This is a genomic window from Erwinia sp. AK-PDG3-5 (genome assembly GCF_056821705.1).
Window position 1 is genome coordinate 13,123 of record NZ_CM165967.1, and the last position, 21,479, is coordinate 34,601.

Genomic DNA, 21,479 nt, shown 5'->3' on the forward strand with positions numbered 1-21,479 from the left:
TCCGCAAAAACAAAACCCCGGTTCTGCTGTTGAAGGCACAACCGGGGTTTTTTTATGGCTCAATGCCGGAGGACTCAGGCTTTAGCAAAATAGCGTTGGGCATTGTTAAAGCTGATGTTCTGCACCATCTCGCCCACCCACGCCATCTCATAAGGGATTTCGCCCTGTTCCATCAGCCCACCCAGCATATTGCACAGGATGCGACGGAAGTACTCGTGACGGGTATAGGACAGGAAGCTTCTGGAATCGGTCAGCATGCCGACGAACTGGCTCAGCAAGCCAAGCTGAGAAAGCTGCTCCAGCTGGCGCTGCATCCCGTCTTTCTGATCGTTGTACCACCAGCCGGAGCCGAACTGGATCTTGCCGGCGATACCGCCGCCCTGGAAATTGCCGGTCAGCGCGGCGATCATCTCGTTATCGCGTGGGTTCAGGCAGTAAAGGATGGTTTTCGGTAGCTGGTCGGTTTTATCCATCTCATCCAGCAACTGCGAAAGCTCGCGGGCGTAGGTGCGGTCGCCAATGGAATCAAATCCGGTATCGGCGCCCACCAGCCTGAACATCCGGCTGTTGGTATTGCGTAATGCGCCAATATGATACTGCATCACCCAGCCGCGCTGCGCGTATTGCTGACCTAACCACACCAGCACGGCGGTGGTGAAGCCCGCGACCTCTGCCTCATCCAGCGTTTGTCCGGCAATACGGCGTTGCAGCAGGCGGCTTAAGGTGGCTTCCGTTGGAACCGGCGCAAAGCGCACGATTTCGATGCCGTGATCGGCCGCGCGGCAGCCATGCGCATCAAAGTGATCCAAACGGCGCGATAAGGCGGTGAGCAGGCTGTCCCAGTCAGTAATTTCACCTTCCGCCGCTTCACCCAACTGAGAGATATAATCGGCGAAACCGTCCAGTTCGATTTTAAAGGCGCGGTCCGGACGCCAGCTTGGCAGGATCTCAGTGTCGAAGGTGCGGTCAGCGGCGATCTGGCGATGGTAACGCAGGTCGCTGATCGGGTCGTCGGTGGTGCCGACCATTTTCACCTTCATCTGCCGCATAATGCCGCGCGCGGAAAATTCCGGCGTCGCCAGCTGCGCGTTGCACTGATGCCAGAGGCTTTCTGCCGTTTCAGGCCTGAACAGCTGGCCGGTGATGCCAAACGGCCGCTTTAACTCGAGGTGCGTCCAGTGATAGAGCGGATTGCCCAGCGTTTTCGGCACGGTCTGCGCCCAGGCCTGATATTTATCATAATCGCTGCCGCTGCCGGTGATCAGCGATTCCGCCACGCCCGCCGCACGCAGCGCCCGCCATTTATAGTGATCGCCTTCCAGCCAGATCTGGCTGAGATTCTTAAACTGACGGTCTTCAGCAATATCCTGCGGGTTGAGATGGCAGTGATAGTCATAGATCGGCATATCCGCCGCATAGCGGTGGTACAGCTCGCGCGCGGCATCGCTGCGCAGTAAGAAATCTTCACCCATAAATACCGTCATTGCTCAGGCTCCGTTTTGCCAGACATCCCATCGCGCCAGGATATTTGGTTGACCACTTTTTACGTATATGCTCGCATTCGCTCATTAAATGGTCGAAGAGAGGCGGTTTACTGCCATAAAACACCATAATGGCGATTTGGTCGACCAATAATGGCTATTGTTGTGAGTGATATCACCCATCTGCATATTTCCTGTTGACCACTTTTTCACCTTGTCCGCAAGATGCGGGCAACCAGGGTGAGGGTGTGGATCAGCAATGCGGCTGCAAAGGGACGTTACTGACTGCCACCGTGACCTCTTTCGAGCGGAGAAAATCGATGAGTCTGACGGCAAATAGTGTGCAAGACGCGGTGGGCAGTAAGAGAAAAGTCAAAAAGTTACGCTGGTGGATCCTGGTGCTGTTCCTGCTGGGTGTTACCGTTAATTACCTGACCCGTAACTCGCTGGGCATTCTGGCCCCGGAATTAAAAACCAGTCTGGGGATCACCACCGAACAGTATTCCTGGATAGTCGGTGCCTTCCAGCTGGCCTATACGCTGTTCCAGCCGTTATGTGGCTGGCTGATTGATGTGATTGGCCTCAAGCTGGGCTTTGTGATCTGCGCCAGTATCTGGGCGCTGGTCAGCCTGTTACATGCCGGCGCGGGCAGCTGGATCCATCTGGCGATCCTGCGCTTCTTTATGGGTGCCGCGGAAGCTGCCGCTACCCCCGCTAACGCCAAAACCATTGGCGACTGGTTTCCGAAAAAAGAGCGTCCCATCGCCGCAGGCTGGGCCGGTGTTGGCTTCTCTGTCGGTGCCATGCTGGCCCCACCGATCATTTACGTCACCCACAGCTACTGGGGATGGCAAGGTGCCTTCCTGTTCTCTGGCGCGCTGGCGGCTGGCTGGGTAGTACTGTGGTTGTTGTTCTATCATTCGCCGGAAGATCACCCGCGGCTGGACAAAGACGAACTGGCGTTGATCAAGCAGGATAACGAGCCGGATGCGGTCAGGCTGCCGTTCTTCACCGCGCTGAAAACCGTCGGCAAAAACAAACGTTTCTACGGCATCGCCATCCCAGCCTTTATGGCTGAACCTGCCTGGGCGGTTTTAAGCTTCTGGGTACCACTGTACCTCGCCAGTGAACGCGGCATGGATTTGAAACAGATTGCCATGTTTGCCTGGCTGCCGTTCCTCGCCGCCGATTTGGGCAGTATCGCCAGTGGGTACCTGACGCGTCTCTATACCCGTTGGTTTGGCTGCTCGCTGGTGAACTCGGTGGTTGCCAGCTCGGTGACCGGCGCATTCCTGATGCTGTCGCTGGCGCTGGTGGCGATCACCAAAGACCCTTACATCACCATTATCCTGATCTCGGTGGGTGGCTTTGGCCATCAGGTGATCTCCTGCATGTTAAGTGCGCTGGTGGTGGAGTCCTTTGATAAAGGGCAGATGGCTACGGTGAACGGGATGCGGGGTTCCTTTGCCTGGATCGCCAGCTTCCTGTTCTCCCTGTTGATAGGCGTCACGGCTGACACCATCGGATTCAATCCGCTGTTTGTGGCCATGGGCTTTTTCGATCTGATTGGTGCCGTGTTCCTGGTCGCGTTTATTGCCGAACGTCGAAGCACGTCGCACGCGGCCTGATTTTCAGACTGACAATTTTGAAGAGTAAACGATGAAAACATTGAAAAACTGGGTGTTAGGGCAGAAAACGGCCGAATTTATTGAGCTTTGCGTCGATGAAAAACACCTGTTCCGCCTGTACGTGCTGGAACAGGGATTGTGCCGGGTGCTGATCAAGCAGAAAGGGGCGCTGGCGCTGGATCGCACCTGGAGCATTGCGCCGGAAGCGGACGTGCCGTGGGAAGGTCGCCTGCGGGAAAGCTGTGAAGGCTTCTCGCTGCCGGGTTATCACTGCGAGCATCAGGAAGATAAGCTGGTGGTAACCACCGATTGCCTGCGGGTCACCCTTCATCAGCCGCTGTGGCTGGAGTGGGAATATCTTAATGAAGAGGCGGGATGGCAGCCGCTTTGCGCCGATCGCCCTACCGGTGCCTATCTGCTCAATGCCCATGGTGATGGCGTGGCGCATTATCAGCGCCGTTACGCGGAAGATAACTATTACGGCCTGGGCGAGAAAGCGGGCGATCTTAACCGTACCGGTGGCCGCTATGAAATGCGCAACCTGGATGCGATGGGCTATAACGCCGCCTCGACCGATCCGCTGTATAAGCATATTCCCTTCACCCTGACGCGCCGCGATACCGTCAGTTTCGGGCTGTTTTATGACAACCTGAGCACCACTCAGCTGGATTTAGGCAACGAGCTGGATAATTACCATCTGCCGTACCGCCGTTATCAGGCCGAGGCGGGCGACCTCGATTATTACCTGTTCCTTGGGCCAAAAGTACTGGATGTCACCAAAGCCTTTGTTCGTCTGACCGGCAAAACGCTGTTTGGCCCGAAATGGAGCCTCGGCTACAGCGGCTCGACCATGCATTACACCGATGCGCCGGATGCGCAGGTTCAGCTGATGAACTTTATTTCGCTGTGTCGGGAAAATGCCATTCCGTGCGACTCGTTCCAGCTGTCGTCAGGCTACACCTCGATCAACGACAAGCGTTATGTCTTCAACTGGAACCACGACAAGGTGCCGCAGCCGGAGGTGATGAGTGCGGCGTTTCATGATGCCGGAATGAAGCTGGCTGCCAACATTAAGCCTTGCCTGTTGCAGGACCATCCGCGCTATGACGAAGTGGCGCAGAAGGGGCTGTTTATTCGCGATTCTGAATCAGACGCGCCTGAACGCTCGGTCTTCTGGGATGACGAAGGGTCGCACCTCGACTTCAGCAATCCGGCGACGGTGGCCTGGTGGCAGGAAAATGTCACCCACCAGCTGCTGGAGAAGGGGATCGATTCCACCTGGAATGACAACAACGAATATGAAGTCTGGGATGGTGAAGCGCGCTGTCACGGCTTCGGTCAGCCGTTGCCGATCAAGCTGATCCGTCCGGTCATGCCGCTACTGATGATGCGTGCTTCCATGGAGGCCCAGCAGCGGTTCGCGCCCGAAAAACGTCCTTTCCTGATCTCCCGTTCAGGCTGTGCGGGGATGCAGCGCTATGTGCAGACCTGGAGTGGCGACAACCGCACCAACTGGCAGACGCTGCGCTATAACACGCGGATGGGCGTCGGGATGAGCCTCTCCGGCTTATATAACGTTGGGCATGACGTGGGCGGATTCTCAGGCGCGAAGCCCGATCCGGAGCTGTTTGTGCGTTGGGTGCAGAACGGCGTCATGCATCCGCGTTTCACCATCCATTCATGGAATGACGATCGCACGGTCAATGAACCCTGGATGTACCCGGCGGTAACCCCGGCGATCCGCGACGCGATGGCGCTGCGCTACCGTCTGATGCCATACCTGTACACGCTGCTGTGGCAGGCCAGTCAGGACGATGAGCCGATGCTGCGCCCGACCTTCCTCGACCATGAGCACGATCCCCGCACCTTCGACGAGACCGATGATTTTATGCTGGGGCGCGACCTGCTGGTGGCCAGCGTGGTCGAGCCGGGAGCCACGCAGCGCGCCATCTATCTGCCTGAAAATACCACCGGCTGGTACGATTATTACAGCGGTCAGTGGTATGCCGGCGGCCAGACGATTACCGTGGATGCGCCCTTAGACCGACTGCCGTTGATGGTCAGAGCGGGCGCAGCGCTGCCGCACGCCAGCCGGGTTGGCCATATCGACAATGATTTGGATGACCAGCGCACGCTGCTGCTATTCCCGGCACAAGGCATCGCTGAAGAGAGCGGCATGCTGTTTGAAGATGATGGAGAAAGCTGGGAGTGGCAGCGCGATGGCGCGTTGTGGCTCAACTGGACGCTGAGCACTGATGCTGAGCGCATCAATATTCAGTTTACCGCCCGCGGAAGTTATCGCCCGGCCTGGAAAACCTTACGCCTGCAGCTGCCAGCAGGAGAAACACGCACGCTAACCATTAACGGCGAACGTCAGCAGAGCTGGACGCTGCGCTAAGCGGCAGAATGCGTCAACCAGAACGGCATTCTGGTTGACCACTCTTCAGCATTTTCCTACTATCTGAAGGCGTATTTCCTGACTAAGGCTGTGGCTATGAGTGTTGAAGTAAAGCGTCAATACCGCGAGGTCGGTGAATACCTGAAAGAAGAGCTGCATTCAGGCAAGTATCCGATCGGCACGCGTCTGCCTCCCGAGCGCGATATCGCTGAGCGGGTGGGCGTTGGTCGCTCTGTGGTGCGCGAAGCCCTGATCATGCTGGAAATTGAAGGTTACGTTGAGGTGCGCAAAGGCTCGGGGATCTATGTGATTGCCATGCCAGACGATCGCCAGCAACAGGACGGCGCCTCACTGATCGGGCCGTTCGAACTGCTGCAGGCCAGGCAACTGCTGGAAAGCAACATTGCCGAATTTGCCGCACTGCAGGTCACGCCAGCGGATATCAAGAAAATGCGCGCCGCGCTGGATGCCGAGATTAAAGATATTGAAACCGGTGGCGGTGAGGATGGCGATAAGCTGTTCCATCTGGCCATTGTTGAAGCCACCCACAACAATATGCTGACCGGGATGTGGAAGCAGTGCTGGGCGCAGCGGGAGAACAACCCAATGTGGCAACAGCTGCATGAGCGCATCTCCAGCAAGGAGTACCGCCGCGAATGGCTGAAGGATCACCAGCTGATCCTGGCTGCGTTACAGAAAAAAGACGCCGCCGCCGCCAAACTGGCGATGTGGACGCATCTGGAGAACGTAAAGTTACGTCTGATGGCCCTGTCAGATGTCGATGCCCCTGAATTTGATGGTTATCTTTTCGGCTCCTGGCCTATCCGCGTCACGCCCTGACTCAAACCCACCCGCCGTCACAAAACTGTCATAAATCGTACATTTTACTGTCACCAAACTGTCCTATTTTGCCTCCAGCAGCAATGATTATTCATTATTAAAATGGCGTTAAGCCTGACTTTTAATCCCCCTGGAGGGAACATGACACTGATGCAAAAAACCCTGGCTCAATGTGTAGCGGTAACCCTGTCGTTGACCGCGGTTTCTGCTTTTGCCGCCACTAACCTGACCGGTGCGGGTGGGACTTTCCCGGCGCCTGTGTACAACAAATGGGCTGCAGACTACAACACAGCGACTGGCGCTCAGGTTAACTACCAGGGTATCGGTTCATCCGGTGGCGTGAAGCAAATCATCGCAAAAACCGTCGATTTTGGTGCCTCTGATGCGCCACTGAAAGATGAAGATCTGCAGAAAAATGGCCTGTTCCAGTTCCCAACCGTGATCGGTGGCGTGGTGCTGGCCGTCAACATCCCGGGAATCAAATCCGGTCAGCTGACGCTGGACGGTAAAACCGTCGGTGATATCTATCTGGGCACCATCAAGAAGTGGAACGATCCGGCAATCACCAAGCTGAATCCAGGCGTTAAGCTGCCAGACAGCAACATCAACGTGGTGCGCCGCGCTGACGGTTCCGGTACGTCCTACGTGTTCACCAGCTACCTGGCGAAAGTGAACAGCGACTGGAACAGCAAAATTGGTAAGGGCAACACCGTTAACTGGCCAACCGGTCTGGGCGGTAAAGGTAACGACGGCGTCGCCGCGTTCGTTCAGCGTCTGCCGGGTTCAATCGGTTACGTAGAATATGCCTATGCCAAGCAGAACAACCTGGCGTACACCAAACTGATGGATGCCGACGGCAAAGCCGTTTCTCCAAGCGAGAAGAGCTTCAGCAACGCTGCTAAAGGCGCGAACTGGAAAGAATCTTTCGCCCAGGACCTGACCTTCCAGAAAGGTGACGATGCATGGCCAATCTCTTCCACCACCTTTATCCTGGTGCAGAAAGAGCAGGCCAACGCGGAGAAAGGCGCAGCGGTACTGAAATTCTTCGACTGGGCCTACAAAAACGGCGGCAAAACCACCAACAGCCTGGACTATGCTGCGCTGCCAGACTCGGTAGTTGAGCAGATCCGTGCCGCCTGGAAAACCAACGTGAAAGACAGCTCCGGTAAAGCACTTTACTAAGCTGTTGTAGGGGCCGGAGCACTCCGGCCCGTTCCCTCGGGTGGCACCTTCGTGCCGCCCCTACACTTTCAACATCGAGAACTCTATGGCTGCAACCAAGCCGACATTCAAAGCCCCCGGCAAGCAGGGTGACATCATTTTCGGTGCGCTGGTAAAACTGGCTGCGCTGATTGTGCTGCTTCTGCTCGGTGGCATTATTGTCTCTCTGATCATCTCTTCCTGGCCCAGCATTGAGAAATTTGGTTTCTCGTTCCTGTGGACCAAAACCTGGGATGCACCCAACGAACAATTTGGTGCGCTGGTACCGATTTACGGCACCGTCGTGACCTCAATTATCGCGCTGATTATTGCCGTTCCGGTCAGCTTTGGTATCGCCCTGTTCCTGACTGAACTGGCACCGAACTGGCTGCGCCGCCCGCTGGGCACGGCGATTGAGCTGCTGGCGGCGATCCCCAGCATTGTCTACGGCATGTGGGGCCTGTTTATTTTTGCGCCGTTGTTTGCCACCTACTTCCAGACCCCGCTGGGCGACCTGATGGCGAACATTCCCATCGTCGGTACGCTGTTCTCGGGGCCGGCATTTGGTATTGGTATTCTGGCTGCCGGGATTATCCTGGCGATCATGATCATCCCGTACATCGCGTCAGTGATGCGCGATGTGTTTGAACAAACGCCGGTGATGATGAAAGAGTCGGCTTACGGCATCGGTTGCACCACCTGGGAAGTAATCTGGCGCGTGGTGCTGCCGTTCACCAAAAACGGCGTGATTGGCGGCGTGATGCTCGGTCTGGGACGTGCGCTGGGGGAAACCATGGCGGTGACCTTTATCATCGGTAACACCTACCAGCTCGACAGCCCGTCGCTGTTTATGCCGGGCAACAGTATTACCTCCGCGCTGGCGAACGAATTTGCTGAAGCGGAATCCGGCGTGCATACCGCCGCGCTGATGGAGCTGGGCCTGATCCTGTTTGTGATTACCTTTATCGTGCTGGCCTGCTCAAAACTGATGATTTTGCGCCTGGCCAAAAGTGAAGGAGCGCGCTCATGACCACCATGGAAATGCAGTCTCGCGCCGAACTGGACGCATCCCGCCGCAAAATGCAGGCGTGGCGTCGGATGAAAAACCGCATCGCGCTGGCGCTGTCGATGCTGACAATGGCCTTTGGCCTGTTCTGGCTGGTGTGGATCCTGTTTGCCACCGTCACCCGTGGCGTGGATGGCATGACGCTGTCGCTGTTTACTGAGAATACGCCGCCGCCAAATACCGCCGGTGGCGGCCTGGCGAACGCCATCGCCGGCAGCGGACTGTTGATCTTATGGTCAACGGTGATCGGCACGCCGCTGGGCATCATGGCCGGGGTGTACCTGGCCGAATATGGCCGCAAATCCTGGCTGGCCGAGGTGATCCGTTTTATTAACGACATCCTGCTGTCTGCTCCGTCGATTGTGGTCGGTCTGTTTGTCTACACGCTGGTTGTGGCCAGGATGCAGCACTTCTCTGGCTGGGCAGGTGTGGTTGCACTGGCACTGCTGCAGATCCCGATTGTTATCCGCACCACGGAAAACATGCTGCGACTGGTACCGGACAGCCTGCGTGAAGCGGCGTACGCGCTGGGCACGCCGAAGTGGAAGATGATCTCGGCGATCACACTGAAAGCCTCCGTCTCCGGCATTCTGACCGGCGTGCTGTTGGCGATTGCCCGTATTGCGGGCGAAACGGCACCGCTGCTGTTTACCTCACTCTCCAACCAGTTCTGGAGTACTGACATGATGCAGCCGCTGGCTAACCTGCCGGTGACCATCTTTAAATTCGCCATGAGCCCGTTTGCCGAATGGCAGAGTCTGGCCTGGGCGGGCGTGCTGCTGATTACCCTCTGCGTGCTGTTGCTGAACATCCTGGCGCGCGTCGTTTTTGCCAAGGGCAAACATTAATTACTTAAGCGCGGCTGCGGCGGCGTGAATAAGCGAGAAAGAGAATGGCTGACAACACCTCAAGTAAGATGATTCAGGTTCGTGATTTGAACTTCTACTACGGGAAATTTCATGCGCTGAAAAACATCAATCTGGATATCGCGAAAAACCAGGTCACGGCGTTTATCGGCCCGTCAGGCTGTGGCAAGTCCACCCTGCTGCGTACCTTTAACAAGATGTTCTCGCTTTACCCGGAACAGCGGGCAGAAGGCGAGATTATGCTGGATGGCGAGAACATTCTCACCGCCAGCCAGGATATCGCGCTGCTGCGTGCCCGCGTCGGAATGGTGTTCCAGAAGCCGACGCCGTTCCCGATGTCGATTTATGACAACATCGCCTTTGGCGTGCGCCTGTTTGAAAAATTGTCCCGCGCGGATATGGATGAGCGCGTACAGTGGGCGCTCACCAAGGCCGCGCTGTGGACAGAAACCAAAGACAAGCTGCACCAGAGTGGCTACAGCCTGTCGGGTGGTCAGCAACAGCGTCTGTGCATCGCGCGGGGCATTGCCATTCGCCCGGAGGTGCTGCTGCTGGATGAGCCCTGCTCGGCGCTGGATCCGATCTCGACCGGCCGCATTGAAGAGCTGATCACCGAATTAAAGCAGGATTACACCGTGGTTATCGTGACGCACAACATGCAGCAGGCTGCACGCTGTTCCGATCACACGGCCTTTATGTATCTGGGCGAACTGATTGAATTCAGCGATACTGACACGCTGTTTACCAAGCCGCATCAGAAACAAACTGAAGACTACATTACCGGCCGTTACGGTTGAGTTGACTGGAGAGTACGATGGATAACCTGAATCTGAATAAACATATCTCCGGGCAGTTTAACGCCGAGCTGGAGCATATCCGTACCCAGGTGATGACCATGGGCGGCATGGTTGAGCAGCAACTGATGGATGCCATCAAAGCGATGCACAACCAGGATGGCGAGCTGGCGAAGCAGGTGATTGATGGTGACCAGAAGGTCAACATGATGGAAGTGTCGATTGATGAAGCCTGCGTGCGCATCATCGCCAAACGTCAGCCAACCGCCAGCGATCTGCGTCTGGTGATGGCGATCATCAAAACCATCTCCGAGCTGGAACGCATTGGTGATGTGGCCGAGAAGATCAGCCGCACCGCGCTGGAGAAATTCGGTCAGCATCACAAGCCGCTGTTGGTCAGCCTGGAGTCACTGGGTCACCACACCATTCAGATGCTGCATGATGTGCTGGATGCCTTTGCGCGGATGGATCTGGGCGCGGCGATTGAGATCTACCGCGAAGACAAGAAGGTCGATCAGGAGTATGAGGGCATCGTGCGTCAGCTGATGACCTATATGATGGAAGATCCGCGCACCATTCCCAGCGTGCTGACCGCGTTATTCTGCGCCCGCGCCATTGAGCGTATCGGCGATCGTTGTCAGAATATCTGCGAAATTATCTTCTACTTCGTTAAAGGGCAGGATTTCCGCCACGTTGGTGGTGACGAGCTCGATAAGCTGTTAACCGGCGACGACGAAGGCAGTAACTCCCCAACCTGACGCTCCCCACTGGCCGGCTTCCCCCGGCCAGTTGATCCTGCCGCGACTTTTCGTCTGGAATGTGACCGCCTGCCTACTTATACTTGCCGCACTCTATTTCTGGCAGGGAACACTCATGATTTCAAAGACGCCTGTAAAGGGCGCTACTCCGGGCAAAGCCATGCTGGCGGCGATCAGCGGTTATGCAATGGACGGCTTCGATCTGCTGATTCTGGGCTTTATGCTGCCCGCCATCTCAATCTCACTGGCGCTCAGCCCTTCACAGGCAGGTTCGCTGGTGACCTGGACGCTGATTGGCGCGGTACTCGGCGGCATACTCTTCGGCCACCTGAGCGATCGCTTTGGCCGCATCCGCGTACTGACCTATACCATCCTGATGTTCTCGGTGTTCACCGGCCTGTGCGCGGTGGCACAGGGTTACTGGGATCTGCTGGCCTACCGCACCTTGGCGGGCGTCGGGCTGGGCGGGGAATTCGGCATAGGCATGGCGCTGATTGCCGAAGCCTGGCCTGCTAACAAGCGTAACCGCGCGTCGGCCTGGGTCGGTATCGGCTGGCAGCTGGGCGTGTTACTGGCGGCATTTATCACCCCGTTCCTTCTGGGCTACATTGGCTGGCGCGGCATGTTCCTGGTCGGGTTACTGCCGGCTATAGCCTCCTTTATTATCCGCCGTGGCATGGGCGAACCCGCCGGATTTACCCAACATGTGGATGTGAATCAGGGCCTTTCGTTCTCAGCAAGGCTTAAGCTGCTGGTCAAGGATCGCGCGACCGCTAAGGCCAGCCTGGGGATTTTCATCCTCTGTTCGGTGCAGAATTTTGGCTATTACGGCCTGATGATCTGGATGCCAAGCTACCTTTCCAGCAATTTCGGCTTTTCGCTGACCAAGTCAGGGCTGTGGACGGCGGTGACGGTGATCGGCATGACCTTCGGTATCTGGCTGTTTGGCGTGCTGGCGGACCGCTTCGCGCGCTGGAAGATTTTCCTGCTTTACCAGTTTGGTGCGGTGATTATGGTGATCGTGTATGCGCAGCTGCGCGACCCGACCGTGATGCTGTTTACCGGAGCGGTGATGGGGATGTTTGTGAATGGGATGATTGGCGGTTACGGTGCTCTGATTTCGGACACCTACCCGGCGAAGGTGCGGGCAACGGCGCAAAACGTGTTGTTCAACCTCGGCCGTGGCGTGGGCGGCTTTGGCCCACTGGTGATTGGTCTGCTGGTGATCCACCTGTCGTTTACCGCGGCCATTACCCTGCTGGCGCTGATTTACCTGCTGGATATCTTCGCCACCCTGTTCCTGCTGCCTAAAAAGCAGGGCACGGAGGATTCGCTGGGCGCGATTGGCTAATCTGCTCAGGGGCGAAGAGGTTCGCCCCTGACGCCGCTTAACGGGTGATGTTCCAGCCTTTTGCCCGCCACAGTGCTGGCAGTTCGGCCATCTCGGTGAAAGGGGTGACCAAAGGGTGATCCAGCGGCTTATTATGCGCATCCGCGCAGAAGTAAAACACCGGAATGCCTGCCGCAATACCGGCTTTTGCCCCCGCTTCAGAGTCATCAATTAAAATGCACTGCCCGATGGGAACGTTCATCTCGCGGGCGGCGTGGTACATCAAATCCGGATCGGGTTTCCAGCTGCCAATGTCATAGCCGCTGTAAAGGCGGTCGGTAAACCACGGTAGCATCTCCGTCAGCCCCAGCGAGTGCTGCATTTTTGGCACCGTTCCGTTGGATACTACGCACATCGGCACGGTAATCTGCTCAAGCAGCGCTTTTGCGCCGGCGATCGGCTTTAATTCCAGATCGAACAGCCGCGCCACTTCTTTGCGGTATGCCGGTTCGAACTCCTCTTTGCTGACGCTCAGATGATGCTCGGCGCACACCTCGGCAATAATGTCGTACAGCTTGACGCCTTTGTACTTTTCAAACATCTCCTGCAGTGAAAGGTCGCCGCCAAACTGCGCGAAGGTATTCACGTAGGCCTGGGTACAAAGCAGTTCACTGTCCACCAGCGTTCCGTCGCAATCAAAAAATACACAGCCAACAGTCATCGGTGTCTCCCTGAGTTTTTTTACGGTCTCTCCACTTTGACTTACCTGCGGCTGAATTGCGACTGAGAAATGTCAATTCCAGTTAGTGGTTGTGAACGTCTGTAAAACGCGGCGCAACCGGTTGCGAAAAAACCTGTCGGTTAGCTCCCAAAATCAGAATTTTAGGTTAGGATAGCCGTCGACAACTTTTCTCCGTTTTGGAATCACATAATGACTAATCCAGGCCTACTACAGCGGATCTTTAAACTGCAGGAACACGGCACCACCGTACGTACTGAAGTGATTGCAGGTATCACCACTTTCCTGACGATGGTGTATATCGTTTTTGTGAACCCACAGATCCTCGGTGTGGCGGGCATGAACACCCAGGCGGTGTTTGTCACCACCTGTCTGATTGCCGCGTTCGGCAGCATCCTGATGGGCCTGGTCGCTAACCTGCCCGTGGCACTTGCGCCGGCAATGGGCCTTAACGCCTTCTTTGCTTTCGTGGTGGTGGGTGCGATGGGTATCTCCTGGCAGGTGGGTATGGGTGCCATCTTCTGGGGCGCGGTTGGCCTGCTGCTGCTGACCATTTTCCGCGTGCGCTACTGGATGATTGCCAATATTCCTGCCAGCCTGCGCGTGGGTATCACCGCCGGTATCGGTCTGTTTATTGCGATGATCGGCCTGAAAAATGCCGGCATTATCGTTTCTAACAAAGATACGCTGGTGGCGGTCGGCAATCTGACCTCACACAGCGTGCTGCTGGGGGCGCTGGGATTCTTTATTATTGCCATCCTGGCTTCCCGCAATATTCATATCGCGGTGCTGGTGTCGATTGTGGTGACCACGCTGATTGGTCTGGCGATTGGTGATGTGAAATACGGCGGCGTGTTCTCCGCCCCAACCGGCATTACCTCGATTGTGGGGCAGGTTGACCTGGCCGGATCGCTGAACATTGGCATGGCCGGCATCATCTTCTCCTTTATGCTGGTTAACCTGTTCGACTCCTCCGGTACGCTGATTGGCGTCACCGACAAAGCGGGTCTGACCGATGAGAAAGGCACCTTCCCACGCATGAAGCAGGCGCTGTTTGTTGACAGCATCAGCTCGGTGGCCGGTTCTTATATCGGCACCTCTTCCGTGACGGCTTATATCGAAAGCTCTTCCGGTGTTTCCATCGGGGGCCGTACCGGATTGATGGCGGTGGTGACCGGTATCCTGTTCCTGCTGGTGATGTTCCTGTCACCGCTGGCGGGCATGGTTCCAGCCTATGCGGCGGCGGGTGCGCTGATTTATGTTGGCGTGCTGATGAGCTCAAGCCTGGCGCGCGTGAAGTGGAATGATCTGACTGAAGCCGTTCCGGCCTTCGTCACGGCGGTGATGATGCCATTTAGCTTCTCCATTACCGAAGGGATTGCGTTAGGCTTTATCTCTTACTGCGTGATGAAGTTTGGCACCGGTCGCTGGCGTGAAATCAGCCCATGCGTGGTAGTTGTCGCGCTGCTGTTTGTGCTGAAAATCGTGTTTATCGACGCGCATTAATCGCGTTAAGCAGGCCAGCTCCGGCTGGCCTGTCGCTTTCTCAACGCCGGCGTTCGCTGCGCTTTCCGTACCTATCCCTGAAACACTTTCTCCGCTGGCAGACTGGTCAGACGCAGCATGCGTTGGCCCATCGCCGGTTTGTTGACCTGAATATCCTGCAGCCGCGTCCAGTTCTTCTCTTCATCAGACTCCCAAAGATGCAAACGCTCGCTGCCGGGTGACAACGCACAGGACCAGATCAATAAGGGTTCGACGTCAGAGACCGCCTGAATATCGGGATACGCCAGCGAGCGTAAACGGCCAGAGGCGGGATGCAGCCGCAATGACTCGCTGCTGCCTTCTTTCACCCCGGTGAGCTTCATCAGGCTTTTACGCAGTGCCCACAGCTGGATAGCGGCTTCGCTGGGGTCGGTCTGCGCATTAATCCAGGCGCGTTCAGCGGAAGAGAGGCCTTGCATATACTGCTCCTGCGTCTGTCGACTGTGCGCACGTACAATCTCAATGCCCAGCCCGACATGACCGCCTTCCTCGGCCAGCAGGACGCCAATAATGTTACCGGCATAGGCCAGGCTGAAGTCAGGCAGATCGGGATCGGCAAACACCGGGCGGCCACACGCGCTGAGCGTCATTTCCGGCAGCTGTGAAAGGCCATAAACGCGCAGCATCAGGTCAGCCAGCAACGCGCGGGCCGCCAGATAACGCACACGGCGCTTTTCAGCCAGCGTGCTGGAGAAATCAAGCAGGGGTTGTGAAAGTCGCTGTACCGAAGGGAGTCCCTGGGTAAGGGTCCGGCGTGCAAAATGACTGGCCATCTGTCGCTCCGTGAAAATGGTCGGAAAATCATCGGGGCTATTGTAAGAATTTTCTTAGCAAATATCACCTCACTTTACGTGTAAGTGCAGACTTTCAGATTAAGATCATGTTTTTGACGATAGCTGAGCAGCATTGGACGTTTTGCAGAGAAAAGAGGGGAAACGGGCGTTTCCCCTTTGATTTATTTACCGATGCAGAAGCTGGAGAAGATGCGGCCCAGCAAATCATCAGAGGTAAATTCGCCGGTGATTTCGCTTAACGCCTGTTGCGCCACTCTCAGCTCTTCCGCCAGCAGTTCGCCAGCACGGGCGCCCAGCAGCTGCTCTCTTCCCTGAAGTAAGTGAGTAGCCGCTAACTCAAGCGCCTGCAGGTGACGACGACGCGCCAGGAAGCCACCTTCCATATTGCCGGAGAAGCCCATGCTCTCTTTCAGATGGTTGCGCAGCACGTCAATGCCGTCGCCGGTGCGGGCCGACAGGCGAATAAGTGAGTGGCCATTCACTTCCGTCAGACCTTGCGCCTCGCCGGTGACGTCCGCTTTGTTACGCACCACGGTGATCGGCAGAGTCGCGGGTAAACGGGCAATAAAGTCTGGCCAGATTTCGGCAGGCTCGGTGGCGCCGGTGGTGGTGCCGTCAACCATAAACAGCACGCGGTCTGCCTGTTCGATCTCGTTCCACGCACGTTCAATGCCGATGCGCTCAACTTCGTCGCTGGCCTCGCGCAGTCCGGCGGTATCAATGATGTGCAGCGGCATACCGTCAATATGGATATGCTCACGCAGCACGTCGCGGGTGGTACCGGCGATATCGGTCACAATTGCCGCCTCACGGCCTGCCAGCGCATTCAGCAGGCTGGACTTACCGGCATTGGGGCGACCGGCGATCACCACCTTCATACCTTCCCGCAGCAGGCTGCCCTGACGCGCTTCGGCCCGCACGCCATCCAGATCGGCAATCACCTGTTCCAGCTGCGCTTCAATTTTGCCGTCTGACAGGAAGTCGATCTCCTCATCAGGAAAGTCGATAGCCGCTTCGACGTAGATTCGCAGGTGAGTAAGTGCTTCCACAAGATGGTTAACGCGCAGCGAAAACGCCCCCTGCAGGGAGTTCAGCGCCGAGCGCGCCGCCTGTTCAGAACTGGCATCAATCAGGTCGGCAATCGCCTCAGCCTGCGCGAGGTCCAGCTTGTCATTAAGGAAGGCGCGCTCTGAGAATTCGCCGGGCCTGGCGATACGCAGGCCAGGCATGGCGACAATGCGCTTGAGCAGCAGGTCGAGGATCACCGGGCCGCCATGACCCTGCAGTTCCAGCACATCTTCGCCGGTAAAGGAGTTCGGGCCTGGGAACCACAGCGCAATGCCCTGGTCCAGCGCTTTCCCGTCGGTATCACGGAAGGGCAGATAGTCGGCGTAGCGGGGTTTAGGCAGCTTGCCCAGCAGTGCCTGAGCAACCTCAGCGGCTTTGCTGCCGGAAATGCGCAGGATGCCCACACCACCGCGGCCTGGCGGCGTCGCCTGGGCGACGATAGTCTCGCTATGACTCATATTCGACTCTCTTTTTTTGGCAAAAAAATAAGGCGGTCAGTGACCGCCTTATAGTACACCCTTTATCTTTCTCACTGCCCGCGTGTTGTCTGCAATGAGAAATCCTCCGGGTGAAGCATCTTTTAGTAAATCTTATGCTTTCTTCTTGTCACGGCTGTGTAAGCCACGTTTTTCCAGGCCGCGATAAATCAGCTGCTGCTGGATAATGGTGACCAGGTTACTGACGATGTAGTACAGCACCAGACCAGACGGGAACCACAGGAAGAACACGGTGAAGATCACTGGCATAAAGGTCATGATCTTCTGCTGCATCGGGTCGGTCACGGTGGTCGGCGACATCTTCTGAATGAAGAACATCGTAACGCCCATCAGGATCGGTAGGATGTAGTACGGGTCCTGTGCAGACAGGTCATGGATCCACAGTGCAAACGGCGCATGACGCAGTTCAATCGAGCCCATCAGCATGTAATACAGCGCCAGGAAGATTGGCATCTGGATAACCAGCGGCAGACAGCCACCCAACGGGTTCACTTTCTCTGCTTTGTACAGCGCCATCATTTCCTGGCTCATACGCTGCTTATCTTCACCGATACGCTCACGCATTGCCTGAATCTTCGGCTGCAGCATGCGCATTTTCGCCATGGAGGTGTACTGCGCTTTAGTCAGCGGGTACATGATGCCACGAACGATAAAGGTGATAACGATAATGGAGAAGCCCCAGTTACCGATAAAGCTGTGCAGGAATTTCAGCAGTTTGAATAGCGGCTGCGAGATAAACCACAACCAGCCATAATCCACGGTCAGGTCCAGATGCGGCGCGATAGCGGCCATCTTGTCCTGAATTTCCGGTCCAACCCACAGGGTGGCAGCCAGATTCTGCTGCGCGCCAGGGGCGATAGTCACCGGTGCAGATTTGTAGCCGATGGCCGCAATACCGTTACCCAGGTTACTGGTGTAAAGCGTATTGGTGCCGTTGGTGCGTGGCACCCAGGCCGTCGCGAAGTATTGCTGAAGCATCGCCACCCAACCGTTATTGGTGGTAGTGCTCAGGTTTTCGTTATCGCTGATTTTATCAAACTTGTACTTCTCGTAGTTGGTCTCACTGCTGGAGTAAGCCGCGCCACGGAAAGTGTGCAACGCAAAATTGTTACTGCCGGTATCGCGGTGTTTTGGCAGGTCGATGGTCTGCTTCAGCTGACCGAACATCGCCACTTCCAGCGGCTGCTGGGTGGTGTTGTTAACCTGATAATCCACGTTGATCGCAAACTCACCGCGCTTCAGTACGAAGGTTTTGGTGTAGGTTGCGCCGTTTTCCGCAGTGTAGGTCATCGGGATACGCAGTTCGCTCTGGCCGTCCGCCATCTCAAAGCTATCCTGAGTGGTGGTGAACAGGGGACGCGCGCCGTTAGCCGGGTTGTCCGGGCCGTTACGACCGGTCAGACCGCTCTGAGCCTGATACAGAAAACCTGGGTTGGTTTCCAGCAGCTGGAATGGCTGAGAAGAACCCAGTTTATCCGGGTAAGTCAGCAGCTGTGCCTGCTCGATATCGCCACCACGGGTGTTGATATGTAATGTCAGGACATCAGTCTTAACGGTGATCGTTTTGCCCTGTCCGCTGGCAGGTACGCCCTGGTTTGCGGCATCACCGGCTGCGCTGGTCGTGTTTTGTGTGGTCTGAGTCTGCACAGGCTGCGGAGCATGGTCCGTCTGCCAGGCTTGCCAGATCATAAAAGACACGAACAGAAAAGCGATGAGAAAAAGATTGCGTTGCGAATCCATCGTTAATGTTCTCTGTTATCGTCGGTTTTTGGCGGCACCGGATCGTCGCCACCCGGGTTCAAGGGGTGGCATTTTAATACGCGTTTCATCGTTAACCAACTGCCTTTTATCACCCCAAACCTGCGCAATGCCTCAATACCGTATTGAGAACAGGTGGGATGGAAGCGACAGTGGGGTCCTAAAAGCGGACTAATCGCGCGTTGATACACGCGGATGACCGCTATCAGGAGCCGCGAGCCAGGCGACAGTGACGACGCCATAGTTTCTCCAACGCTTCCGTCAGCGCACGGTTATCCAGGTCAGCCACGCCTTTTTTCGCCACGATCACGAAATCCATTGCTGGAAGTTCATGTTGACGCAGGCGAAAACTCTCGCGGGTCAATCTCTTGATCCGGTTGCGTTCATGCGCGCGTTTGACGTGTTTTTTTGCGACGGTAAGACCGATGCGGGGATGCCCCAGCGAGTTCAGGCGGCCGAGAATAGTAATTTGCGGCGTGCCAGCTCTTTGTGGCTGCTGGAAGACGAAAGTGAAATGAGTGGGAGTTAACAAACGTAACTCCCTGGGAAATGCGAGCTTAACCACTGAGCGGTTAGCTTTTATTACTTAGAAACGGTCAGGCGTGAACGGCCTTTAGCACGACGACGTGCCAGAACCTGTTGACCATTTTTTGTTGCCATACGAGCACGGAAACCGTGTGAACGGTTACGCTTCAGTACGGACGGTTGAAAAGTGCGTTTCATGGCGATTTCTACCTAAACTTGGAAAATTTTCACTGGGTGACGCGTTTTGATGGTCAGAAAATCGACCGACGCCTCAGTGTGTCTTTAATAAAGAGGCGGGATTGTAATAATTGTACAGTCCGGAGTCAATTTACTTCGCGTTAAAAGCCGCGTCTGGATGTCCCGGTCGACCGCAAAACCAGCCGGTACGGGCCAGAGCGCTACGCGTCGGGGCGAGAATTATACGGCCTCTGCTATAAAGCGCAAGGATCGTTCAGGATCTTCTTGCGATCCCTTACATCAGCCTTACGACAATAACGTGACGGGCGCTTTAAAATTCGACGAATGCAGACGATCCTGAATGCCTTTTGAGCACGAGAGCGTAAACTTATCCCCGCAGCGATGGCCTGTGGATAAATTGGATCAAAACTGTGTAGAAAGTGAAGATCTCTGCTTCGCTTTACGCTATGATCCGCCCTTCCGTTTGCGATCCTCCGGGTCGATCGATGGCGGGATAACCGCGGACAGCGGTTCGTATGTGCGTCATCTGCATGCGTCAACAATGATGAATTTATCGCTTCAGCGCCTTTTTTCTTATCGAATTTTTTCGAGTGGAGTCCGCCGTGTCACTTACGCTATGGCAACAGTGTCTTGCCCGTTTGCAGGATGAACTACCTGCCACCGAATTCAGCATGTGGATACGCCCACTGCAGGCCGAATTGAACGACAACACGTTGGCCTTGTATGCACCAAACCGGTTTGTACTCGATTGGGTTCGGGATAAATACCTCAATAATATTAATGGCCTGCTGAATGATTTCTGCGGCACGGATGTGCCGTTGCTGCGTTTTGAAGTGGGCAGCAAGCCGGTGACACGCCAGATCAGCCAGCCGGTAATGGCCAGCGCCCATGCCAGTGCACCGGTACAGGGTTCGCGCCCCGTGCATACCCGCCCAAGCTGGGACAGCATGCCGGCACCGGCGGAGCTCTCTTACCGCTCGAACGTCAACACCAAGCACAACTTTGATAACTTCGTTGAAGGTAAATCAAACCAGTTAGCCCGTGCGGCTGCGCGTCAGGTGGCGGACAATCCTGGCGGCGCTTATAACCCTTTATTCCTCTATGGCGGCACCGGTCTGGGTAAAACCCACCTGTTGCACGCGGTAGGTAACGGCATCATGGCGCGTAAACCCAATGCCAAAGTGGTATACATGCACTCCGAGCGCTTTGTACAGGACATGGTCAAGGCGCTGCAGAACAACGCCATTGAAGAGTTCAAACGCTACTACCGTTCGGTCGATGCGTTGCTGATCGATGACATTCAGTTCTTTGCCAATAAAGAACGATCTCAGGAAGAGTTTTTCCACACCTTTAATGCGTTGCTGGAAGGCAACCAACAGATCATTCTGACCTCGGATCGCTATCCGAAAGAGATCAACGGCGTGGAAGATCGTCTGAAGTCGCGCTTTGGCTGGGGACTGACCGTGGCGATCGAGCCGCCAGAACTGGAAACGCGCGTGGCGATCCTGATGAAAAAAGCCGACGAAAACGACATCCGCCTGCCGGGTGAAGTGGCTTTCTTTATTGCCAAGCGTTTACGATCCAACGTGCGTGAGCTAGAAGGCGCGTTGAACCGCGTGATTGCCAACGCCAACTTTACCGGCCGGGCGATTACCATTGATTTTGTGCGGGAGGCTCTGCGCGATCTGCTGGCGCTTCAGGAGAAGTTGGTCACCATCGACAACATCCAGAAGACAGTGGCAGAGTATTACAAAATCAAAGTGGCTGATTTGCTCTCCAAGCGGCGTTCCCGCTCGGTGGCCCGCCCACGCCAGATGGCGATGGCAATGGCGAAAGAATTGACCAACCACAGTTTACCGGAAATCGGTGATGCTTTCGGGGGTCGTGACCATACCACGGTGCTGCATGCCTGTCGTAAAATCGAGCAGCTGCGTGAAGAAAGTCACGATATTAAAGAAGATTTCTCAAATCTAATCAGAACATTATCTTCCTGA

At 55.9% G+C, this 21,479-nt stretch carries 19 protein-coding genes; 11 read left to right on the forward strand and 8 right to left on the reverse strand.

The genetic code is table 11. The annotated features are described in order from the left end of the window. Positions 1-74: 74 nt before the first annotated feature. Positions 75-1,484, reverse strand: a complete 1,410-nt coding sequence (gene uxaC / locus AC1UKS_RS00070; protein WP_482435239.1) for a glucuronate isomerase — start codon at positions 1,482-1,484, stop codon at positions 75-77. Between the two features lie 317 nt (positions 1,485-1,801). Between uxaC and AC1UKS_RS00075 the strand changes: the two genes are divergently transcribed. The 9 genes from AC1UKS_RS00075 (at position 1,802) to AC1UKS_RS00115 (ending at position 12,382) form a co-directional block, all read left to right on the forward strand. Continuing rightward, positions 1,802-3,109, forward strand: a complete 1,308-nt coding sequence (locus AC1UKS_RS00075; protein WP_482437076.1) for an MFS transporter — start codon at positions 1,802-1,804, stop codon at positions 3,107-3,109. 31 nt (positions 3,110-3,140) lie between these two features. Next, complete coding sequence (locus AC1UKS_RS00080) at positions 3,141-5,507, forward strand: glycoside hydrolase family 31 protein (protein WP_482435240.1); 2,367 nt, start codon at positions 3,141-3,143, stop codon at positions 5,505-5,507. Positions 5,508-5,603: 96 nt separating this feature from the next. Next, positions 5,604-6,347 (forward strand): FCD domain-containing protein, encoded by a 744-nt coding sequence (locus tag AC1UKS_RS00085; protein ID WP_482435241.1) that lies wholly within the window; start codon positions 5,604-5,606, stop codon positions 6,345-6,347. Positions 6,348-6,488: 141 nt separating this feature from the next. Continuing rightward, positions 6,489-7,529 (forward strand): phosphate ABC transporter substrate-binding protein PstS, encoded by a 1,041-nt coding sequence (pstS, locus tag AC1UKS_RS00090; RefSeq protein WP_265909052.1) that lies wholly within the window; start codon positions 6,489-6,491, stop codon positions 7,527-7,529. An 85-nt stretch (positions 7,530-7,614) separates the two neighbouring features. Continuing rightward, positions 7,615-8,577 (forward strand): phosphate ABC transporter permease PstC, encoded by a 963-nt coding sequence (gene pstC / locus AC1UKS_RS00095; RefSeq protein WP_013204578.1) that lies wholly within the window; start codon positions 7,615-7,617, stop codon positions 8,575-8,577. Then, the gene (pstA, locus tag AC1UKS_RS00100; protein WP_265909053.1) at positions 8,574-9,461 is read left to right on the forward strand and encodes a phosphate ABC transporter permease PstA; all 888 of its coding nucleotides are present in this window, start codon (positions 8,574-8,576) and stop codon (positions 9,459-9,461) included. The genes pstC and pstA overlap by 4 nt, the downstream gene beginning before the upstream one ends. A gap of 44 nt (positions 9,462-9,505) precedes the next feature. Continuing rightward, positions 9,506-10,276 carry a phosphate ABC transporter ATP-binding protein PstB gene (gene pstB, locus AC1UKS_RS00105; RefSeq protein WP_013204576.1) on the forward strand — a complete coding sequence of 257 codons (771 nt, stop codon included), beginning with the start codon at positions 9,506-9,508 and terminating at the stop codon, positions 10,274-10,276. Positions 10,277-10,293: 17 nt separating this feature from the next. Further along, positions 10,294-11,031: a phosphate signaling complex protein PhoU gene (phoU, locus tag AC1UKS_RS00110; protein ID WP_013204575.1), complete on the forward strand. Its 738-nt coding sequence runs from the start codon at positions 10,294-10,296 to the stop codon at positions 11,029-11,031. A gap of 115 nt (positions 11,032-11,146) precedes the next feature. Then, entirely contained in the window at positions 11,147-12,382 is a 1,236-nt protein-coding gene (locus AC1UKS_RS00115) for an MFS transporter (RefSeq protein WP_482435243.1), read from the forward strand. A 37-nt stretch (positions 12,383-12,419) separates the two neighbouring features. Here AC1UKS_RS00115 and yieH read toward each other — a convergent pair whose 3' ends face one another. Then, positions 12,420-13,082 (reverse strand): 6-phosphogluconate phosphatase, encoded by a 663-nt coding sequence (gene yieH / locus AC1UKS_RS00120; protein WP_053141061.1) that lies wholly within the window; start codon positions 13,080-13,082, stop codon positions 12,420-12,422. A gap of 210 nt (positions 13,083-13,292) precedes the next feature. Here yieH and AC1UKS_RS00125 point away from each other — a divergent pair, with 210 nt between their 5' ends. Then, positions 13,293-14,606 (forward strand): NCS2 family permease, encoded by a 1,314-nt coding sequence (locus AC1UKS_RS00125; protein ID WP_482435245.1) that lies wholly within the window; start codon positions 13,293-13,295, stop codon positions 14,604-14,606. A gap of 71 nt (positions 14,607-14,677) precedes the next feature. Here the strand turns inward: AC1UKS_RS00125 and AC1UKS_RS00130 are convergent, their stop codons facing one another. The 6 genes from AC1UKS_RS00130 to rpmH all read right to left on the reverse strand — a co-directional run bounded on the left by AC1UKS_RS00130 (position 14,678) and on the right by rpmH (position 19,485). Beyond that, positions 14,678-15,418, reverse strand: coding sequence for a 4'-phosphopantetheinyl transferase family protein (locus tag AC1UKS_RS00130; protein WP_482435247.1), 741 nt, complete (start codon positions 15,416-15,418; stop codon positions 14,678-14,680). Positions 15,419-15,600: 182 nt separating this feature from the next. After that, positions 15,601-16,965 (reverse strand): tRNA uridine-5-carboxymethylaminomethyl(34) synthesis GTPase MnmE, encoded by a 1,365-nt coding sequence (mnmE, locus tag AC1UKS_RS00135; RefSeq protein ID WP_013204570.1) that lies wholly within the window; start codon positions 16,963-16,965, stop codon positions 15,601-15,603. A gap of 132 nt (positions 16,966-17,097) precedes the next feature. Next, positions 17,098-18,744 (reverse strand): membrane protein insertase YidC, encoded by a 1,647-nt coding sequence (yidC, locus tag AC1UKS_RS00140; RefSeq protein WP_134823112.1) that lies wholly within the window; start codon positions 18,742-18,744, stop codon positions 17,098-17,100. Positions 18,745-18,746: 2 nt separating this feature from the next. Then, on the reverse strand, positions 18,747-19,004 hold the full coding sequence (yidD, locus tag AC1UKS_RS00145; RefSeq protein ID WP_071822134.1) for a membrane protein insertion efficiency factor YidD: 258 nt from the start codon (positions 19,002-19,004) through the stop codon (positions 18,747-18,749). Further along, positions 18,968-19,327, reverse strand: a complete 360-nt coding sequence (gene rnpA, locus AC1UKS_RS00150) for a ribonuclease P protein component (protein WP_034889333.1) — start codon at positions 19,325-19,327, stop codon at positions 18,968-18,970. Before rnpA ends, yidD begins: the two co-directional genes overlap by 37 nt. Positions 19,328-19,344: 17 nt before the next feature. Further along, positions 19,345-19,485 carry a 50S ribosomal protein L34 gene (gene rpmH, locus AC1UKS_RS00155; protein WP_013204567.1) on the reverse strand — a complete coding sequence of 47 codons (141 nt, stop codon included), beginning with the start codon at positions 19,483-19,485 and terminating at the stop codon, positions 19,345-19,347. A gap of 602 nt (positions 19,486-20,087) precedes the next feature. Between rpmH and dnaA the strand changes: the two genes are divergently transcribed. Further along, positions 20,088-21,479, forward strand: coding sequence for a chromosomal replication initiator protein DnaA (gene dnaA / locus AC1UKS_RS00160; RefSeq protein ID WP_013204566.1), 1,392 nt, complete (start codon positions 20,088-20,090; stop codon positions 21,477-21,479).